The sequence below is a fragment of the Rathayibacter sp. AY1D2 genome, from assembly GCF_002932695.1.
Lineage (GTDB): Bacteria > Actinomycetota > Actinomycetes > Actinomycetales > Microbacteriaceae > Rathayibacter.
On sequence record NZ_PSVX01000052.1, the window covers coordinates 20662 to 27271 of the forward strand.

Here is a 6610-nt window from a genome sequence, read left to right on the forward strand (position 1 = left end):
ACGGCGAGCGGGTCGCGGACGCGCACCCCGGGAGGCGTCGGCGCCTCCCGAGACGGCCGCTCCGGCGCCCGCCGCCGCCCCCGAGGCGACTCCTGCTCCCCCCGCGGCCGACAGTGCTCCGGCCGCCCCGGTGACCGCGGACGCACCCCACGCGTCGCCGGCGACCGCGACGACCGGGAGCGGCTACCGCGTCCGGGCCGAGCGCCTGCCGATCATCGACCCGCAGCCCCGGCTCGAGGACGACCGCTGGCCCGCGAAGGCGTTCGTCGGCGAGGTCGTCCCCTTCGCTGCCACGGCCTTCCGCGAGGGGCACGACCTCATCGGCGTCGACCTCCTGCTGCGCTCGCCGTCCGGGGCCGAGTCGGAGCACCGCATGTCGCTCCTCGCGACCGGCACCGACCGCTACGGGCGCCTCGTGGCCCTCGACGAGGAGGGCGACTGGAGCTACCGCATCCGCGCCTACGCCGACGACTGGGCGACCTGGCTCCACACGGCCGAGGTCAAGATCCCGGCCGGCCTGGACATCGACGTCACCTTCGCCATCGGCGAGGGCCTGCTGCGCAGCGGCGCCGACGACTCCTCGCGGCCCGAGGGCGAGCGCAGCCTGCTCTCCGACACCGCCGCCCGCGTCGGCGACACCACGCTGAGCGCCGAGGAGCGCCTCGCCGCGGCGACCGATCCCGCCGTCCACGGCGCGCTCGACGCCCGCCCGGTGATGAGCCTCACCAGCGTCTCGGAGCCGCGCACCGTCCACGTCGAGCGCACCCGCGCCGGCGTCGGCGCCTGGTACGAGTTCTTCCCCCGCTCCGAGGGCGCCGTGCGCCACGAGGACGGGACCGTGACCAGCGGATCCTTCCGCACCGCGATAGACCGCCTCCCCGCCGTGGCGGCGATGGGCTTCGACGTGCTCTACCTGCCGCCGATCCACCCCATCGGCCGCTCCTTCCGCAAGGGCCCGAACAACACGCTCGACGCCGGCGAGAACGATCCCGGCTCGCCGTGGGCGATCGGCTCGGCCGAGGGCGGCCACGACGCGATCCACCCGGACCTCGGCACCGAGGACGACTTCCGCGCCTTCCACGCCGCGGTCGAGGCCGCGGGCCTCGAGCTCGCCCTCGACTTCGCCCTGCAGGCCTCGCCCGACCATCCCTGGGTCACCAGCCACCCCGAGTGGTTCACGACGCTCCCCGACGGCTCGATCGCCTACGCCGAGAACCCGCCGAAGAAGTACCAGGACATCTACCCGATCAACTTCGACAACGACCCCGAGGGCATCCGTCAGGAGTCGCTGCGGGTCCTGCGGCACTGGATCGACCTGGGCGTGCGGATCTTCCGCGTCGACAACCCCCACACGAAGCCGCTCGACTTCTGGGAGTGGATCATCCACGAGGTCAACGCCGAGCACCCCGAGGTCGTCTTCCTCGCGGAGGCGTTCACCCGCCCCGCGATCATGCGCGCGCTCGGCAAGGTCGGCTTCCAGCAGTCGTACTCGTACTTCACCTGGCGCAACACCAAGGAGGAGCTCGGCGAGTTCTTCACGAGCATCTCCCACGAGACGGCCGACTACATGCGGCCGAACCTCTTCGTGAACACTCCGGACATCCTCACCGAGTACCTCCAGTACGGCGGCCGCTCGGCGTACAAGGTGCGGGCGGCCCTGGCCGCGACCGCGTCGCCGCTGTGGGGGGTCTACGCCGGCTACGAACTGGTCGAGAACGTCGCTCGCCCCGGCGCCGAGGAGAACATCGACAACGAGAAGTACGAGTACAAGACGCGCGACTGGGCCGGCGCCGAGGAGTCGGGCCGCTCGCTGGCGCCGTACATCACGCGCCTCAACGAGATCCGGCGCTCGCACCCCGCGCTCGGGCAGCTGCGGAACCTGCACGTGCACGGCAGCGACGACGACGCGATCCTCGTCTACTCCAAGCACCTGCAGGCCGCGTTCACGGGCACCGGGACCGACGACACGATCATCGTCGTCGTCAACACCGACCCGCACTCGGCCCGCGAGACCACGGTCCACCTCGACCTGCCCGCGATCGGGCTCGACTGGAGCGCGACCTTCGAGGTCGAGGACCTGATCACCGGCGCCGTCTGGACCTGGGGCAGCGACGACTACGTGCGGCTCGACTCGTTCGTCGAGCCCGTGCACATCCTGAGCGTGAAGGCGGACGAGCGATGAGCGGAACCACCCCCGAGGGCACGAGCCCGGCCGAGGAGGCGGGCCTCGGCGCGCACGTCGAGACGGTCCCCACGACGGGCACCAGCTCGGCGACCACCTCCGGCCACGGCGCGCACGTCGCCGACGCGGCGCCCGACGCTTCCCAGCACCCCGGAGCGGACGGCGAGAACGCGCGCAGCTACGCGGTCGAGACGGTCCCGGAGGCGCCTCAGCCGGTCGCGGCCGACGACGCCGTGACCGTCGAGCCCGACGCCGACGACGCGGAGTCCGCTCCGGTCGGCAGCGGGGCCGAGGGCGACCTGCCCGACGACACGGACGCCGCCGATTCCGTCGCAGCGGACAGCGCCGGCCCCGCCGAGACGACCGCGGACCCCGCATCCGCTTCGGGCCCCGTCGACGGCACCGCGGCGATCGCGCTGCCCGACATCCCCGAGTGGGTGCTGCAGCAGCTCGCCACCGGCAGCAACGCGCTCCCCCACGACGTCCTGGGCCAGCACCTCGTCGCGGCCCCCGGCGTCTCCGACCCGGTGATGGTCGTCCGCGTGCGCCGCCCGCTCGCCGAGAAGGTCGCCGTGGTGCTCGCCACCGGCGCCCGCGTCGAGCTCAGCCACCTCAGCGACGGGATCTGGCAGGGCTTCCACGTCCTCGGTCCGCAGGCGTACACCGTCGAGGCCCGCTACGGCGGCGGCGGCGAGTGGACCGCGGAGGACCCCTACCGCTTCTCGAAGACGGTCGGTGATTTCGACCTCTACCTCATCGGCGAGGGCCGCCACGAGCGCCTCTGGGAGGCGCTCGGCGCCCGTCACCGCGAGCACGAGGGGGTCTGGGGCACGAGCTTCGCCGTCTGGGCCCCGCACGCCCAGGCCGCTCGGGTCGTCGGCGACTTCAACGACTGGAACGGCGAGGGCCACTCCCTCCGCAACCTCGGGACGACCGGGGTCTGGGAGATCTTCGTCCCGGGCGTCGAGCCCGGAGCCTCCTACAAGTTCGACCTGCTCTCGCGTGACGGCCACTGGGTCCGCAAGGCCGACCCGATGGCCCGCGCCACGGAGGTGCCGCCCGCGACGGCGTCCAAGGTCCCCGTCTCGCACCACCAGTGGGGCGACTCCGGCTGGATGGAGAAGCGAGCCTCGGTCGATCCGCACACGCAGCCGCTCAGCGTCTACGAGATGCACCTCGGCTCCTGGCGTCCGGGACTGGGCTACCGCGACCTCGCGGACCCGCTGATCGAGTACGTCACCGAGCTCGGCTTCACGCACGTGGAGTTCATGCCGCTCGCCGAGCACCCGTTCGGCGGCTCCTGGGGCTACCAGGTCACCGGCTACTACGCCGCCTCGAGCCGCTTCGGCACGGCCGACGACCTCAAGTACCTGATCGACCGTCTGCACCAGGCCGGCATCGGCGTCATCGTCGACTGGGTGCCGGGGCACTTCCCCAAGGACGACTTCGCCCTCGCCCGCTTCGACGGCGAGCCGCTCTACGAGCACCCGGACTGGCGCCGCGGCGAGCAGATGGACTGGGGCACCTACGTCTTCGACTTCGGGCACACCCAGGTGCGCAACTTCCTCGTCGCTAACGCCCTGTTCTGGCTCGAGGAGTTCCACGTCGACGCCCTGCGCGTGGACGCCGTCGCCTCGATGCTCTACCTCGACTACTCCCGCAAGGAGGGCGAGTGGCTGCCGAACCAGTACGGCGGACGCGAGCACCTCGAGGCGATCAGCTTCCTCCAGGAGGTCAACGCCACGGCCTACAAGCTGCACCCCGGCATCATGATGATCGCCGAGGAGTCGACGAGCTGGCCCGGCGTCACCCAGCCCACCAGCTCCGGCGGCCTCGGCTTCGGGCTCAAGTGGAACATGGGCTGGATGCACGACTCGCTCGACTACATGGCGAACGATCCGCTGTGGCGCCAGTACCACCTGGGCGAGATCACCTTCTCGTTCGTCTACGCCTTCAGCGAGAAGTTCGTCCTGCCGATCAGCCACGACGAGGTCGTGCACGGCAAGGGCTCGCTGATCCAGAAGATGCCGGGCGACCACTGGCAGCAGCTCGCGAACGTGCGCGCCTACCTCGCCTTCATGTGGGCCCATCCCGGCAAGCAGCTGCTCTTCATGGGCCAGGAGTTCGGCCAGTACTCCGAGTGGAGCGAGGAGCGGGGTCTGGACTGGTGGATCCTCGATCAGCCGAGCCACCGCGGTCTCTGGAGCCTCGTCGGTCAGCTGAACCGCGTGTACCGCGACTCGCCGTCGCTCTGGGAGCTCGACCACGAGCAGTCGGGCTTCGAGTGGATCGACGGCGGCGCGGCGGCGGCCAACGTCGTCTCGTTCCTGCGCAAGGACAGCGAGGGTCGCCCGATCGCCGTGATCGCCAACTTCTCGGGTTCGCCCGTGCACGGCTACCGCGTGAGCCTGCCCACGGCCGGCCGCTGGGAGGAGCTCGTCAACACGGACGCCGAGATCTACGGCGGCAGCGGAGTCGGGAACTTCGGAGCGGTCGAGGCTCGCGAGGAGCCGTGGGCCGGCCGCCCGGCTTCCGCCGAGCTGGTCCTGCCCCCGCTGGCCGTGCTCTACCTGCGACCCGCCGACTGATCGGTCCCCGCACGGAAGAGGCCGCCCGCCGCGACGATCGTCGCGAGCGGGCGGCCTCTCGGCGTTCCGGCCGGCGTCAGTAGAGCAGGCCGGTGAGCCGGGCCCGAGCCTTGTTGACGCGCGGGTCGGTCTGGCCGACGATCTCGAAAAGCTCCAGGAGACGAGCGCGGACGGCGGCCTTCCCCTCGGCGTCGAGGCGCGGGAACATCGAGAGCAGTCGGTCGAAGGCGTCCTCGACGTGGCCGCCCGAGACGTCCAGGTCGGCGACGGCGAGCTGCGCGTCGAGGTTCGACGGCTCGGCCGCGGCGGTCGAGCGGATGTCGTCGAGCGTGCGGCCCTGGAGGCGGGCCAGCAGCCGCACCTGAGCGAGACCGGCGACCGCGAGGTCGTCGCGCGGGTTCTGCGCGATGGCGGTCTCGTACTCGGTGATCGCCGCGGCGTAGTCGCCCCGGTCGATCGCGTCGTAGGCCTCCTGGTGGTGCGGCGGCAGCGGCTCGGGCTCGGGCTCCGCGCCCTCGGCGGGAGCGGCTCCCTCCACCGGCACCGTGCCCGTCACACCGTTCTGAGCGGCGAGCTGGAGGACCTGCTCGAGCAGGTCGCGCAGCTGCTCCTCGGCGACGAGGCCGCTGAACAGGGGCACCGGGCGGCCGCCGATGATCGCGGCGACCGTCGGCACGGACTGCACCTGGAACGCCTGCGCCAGCTGCGGGCTCGACTCCACATCGACCCCGACGAGCACGAACGCGCCGGTGTACGAGACGACGACCTTCTCGAGCAGCGCGGTCATGCTCTGGCTCTGGTCCGACCAGGCGCCGCGCAGGTCGACGATCACCGGCACGCGCGACGAGAGCTGGACCACCTGGTCGAACTCGGCGTCGCCGGCGGTCAGCAGCAGCGGATTCGCGCCGGGCGCGCCTCCGGGAGCGGCGGGCGCGGCCGGGGCGCCGGCGGAGGCGGCGGGCGGGGTGCGGCGGTTCACCAGCGACGAGAGGTCGACGGCGCCGCGGAGGTTTCCGGGCAGGGGCGGGACGGTGCTCACGGCAGCTGCACCACCGAGACGAGTCCCTGGCTCCATCCGAGCATCACGATCTTCTCCTCCGATCCGACGGGCGGTACGTAGAACAGCAGTTGGTATCCGTAGGTGGTCTCGATGCCGGTCGTCGACTTGTCCGTGCCCAGCAGGGTCTGCGAGGCGCCGGAGGTCGAGACGGTCGAGCCCTCGGCAGTGGGGCGGACGGTCGACGTCTCGGCGATGCTCGCCGCGACGAGGGCCCCCGAGTCGTTCGTCGCGAGCGCGATCGTCGGCGACGTGCCGGCGGCGTTCGAGAACTCGATCGAGGCGGTGTCCGGCAGCGCCTCGCGGTCGGCGTTCTTCTTGTCGACGCCGACCTGCCCCCGGAGGGTGTCGCCGTCGGCCGCGAAGAGCTCGGCGTACTGGCTCGAGTCGCCGTTGGCGAGCACGTCCGCGTACGCGGAGCCGACGGTCTGCGGGGCGAGCTTCATCAGGCGCGAGTCCGGCGCCACGATCGACGTGCCGACGGTGACGGGCGCGACGTCGGGGATGCGCGCGTTGGCCTCGAGCGAGATGGCGTAGTCGACCTTGTAGTCGACGCGCGGGCTCGCCTGGCTCATCATCAGCGCGATCGGGGCCTGGGTGGTGTCCGTCGAGTTCTGCACGACGGCGGTGACGAGGCGCGGCCACGACTCCGTGTCCTGCGGGAGCACCAGGCTCACCGGGGAGGCCGGGATCCTGGCCGAGCGCTTCCAGGGCGAGGCGCTCACCGAGCGCACCACGAACTACGACGTCGTCGCCAAGGGCGGGACGATCGACCCGCCGCAG

General features: G+C 72.0%; 4 protein-coding genes. 2 read left to right on the forward strand and 2 right to left on the reverse strand.

Annotated elements, in window-relative coordinates; genetic code table 11:
• Positions 1-211: 211 nt before the first annotated feature.
• Together C5D04_RS13480 and glgB are read left to right on the forward strand one after the other, a co-directional pair.
• Entirely contained in the window at positions 212-2182 is a 1971-nt protein-coding gene (locus tag C5D04_RS13480; RefSeq protein ID WP_308471769.1) for an alpha-1,4-glucan--maltose-1-phosphate maltosyltransferase, read from the forward strand.
• The gene (gene glgB, locus C5D04_RS13485) at positions 2179-4770 is read left to right on the forward strand and encodes a 1,4-alpha-glucan branching protein GlgB (RefSeq protein WP_104347840.1); all 2592 of its coding nucleotides are present in this window, start codon (positions 2179-2181) and stop codon (positions 4768-4770) included. Before C5D04_RS13480 ends, glgB begins: the two co-directional genes overlap by 4 nt.
• Positions 4771-4846: 76 nt before the next feature.
• Here the strand turns inward: glgB and C5D04_RS13490 are convergent, their stop codons facing one another.
• The gene (locus C5D04_RS13490) at positions 4847-5809 is read right to left on the reverse strand and encodes a tetratricopeptide repeat protein (protein ID WP_104347841.1); all 963 of its coding nucleotides are present in this window, start codon (positions 5807-5809) and stop codon (positions 4847-4849) included.
• Positions 5806-6504, reverse strand: a complete 699-nt coding sequence (locus C5D04_RS13495; RefSeq protein WP_146087873.1) for a hypothetical protein — start codon at positions 6502-6504, stop codon at positions 5806-5808. Before C5D04_RS13495 ends, C5D04_RS13490 begins: the two co-directional genes overlap by 4 nt.
• Positions 6505-6610 lie beyond the last annotated feature (106 nt).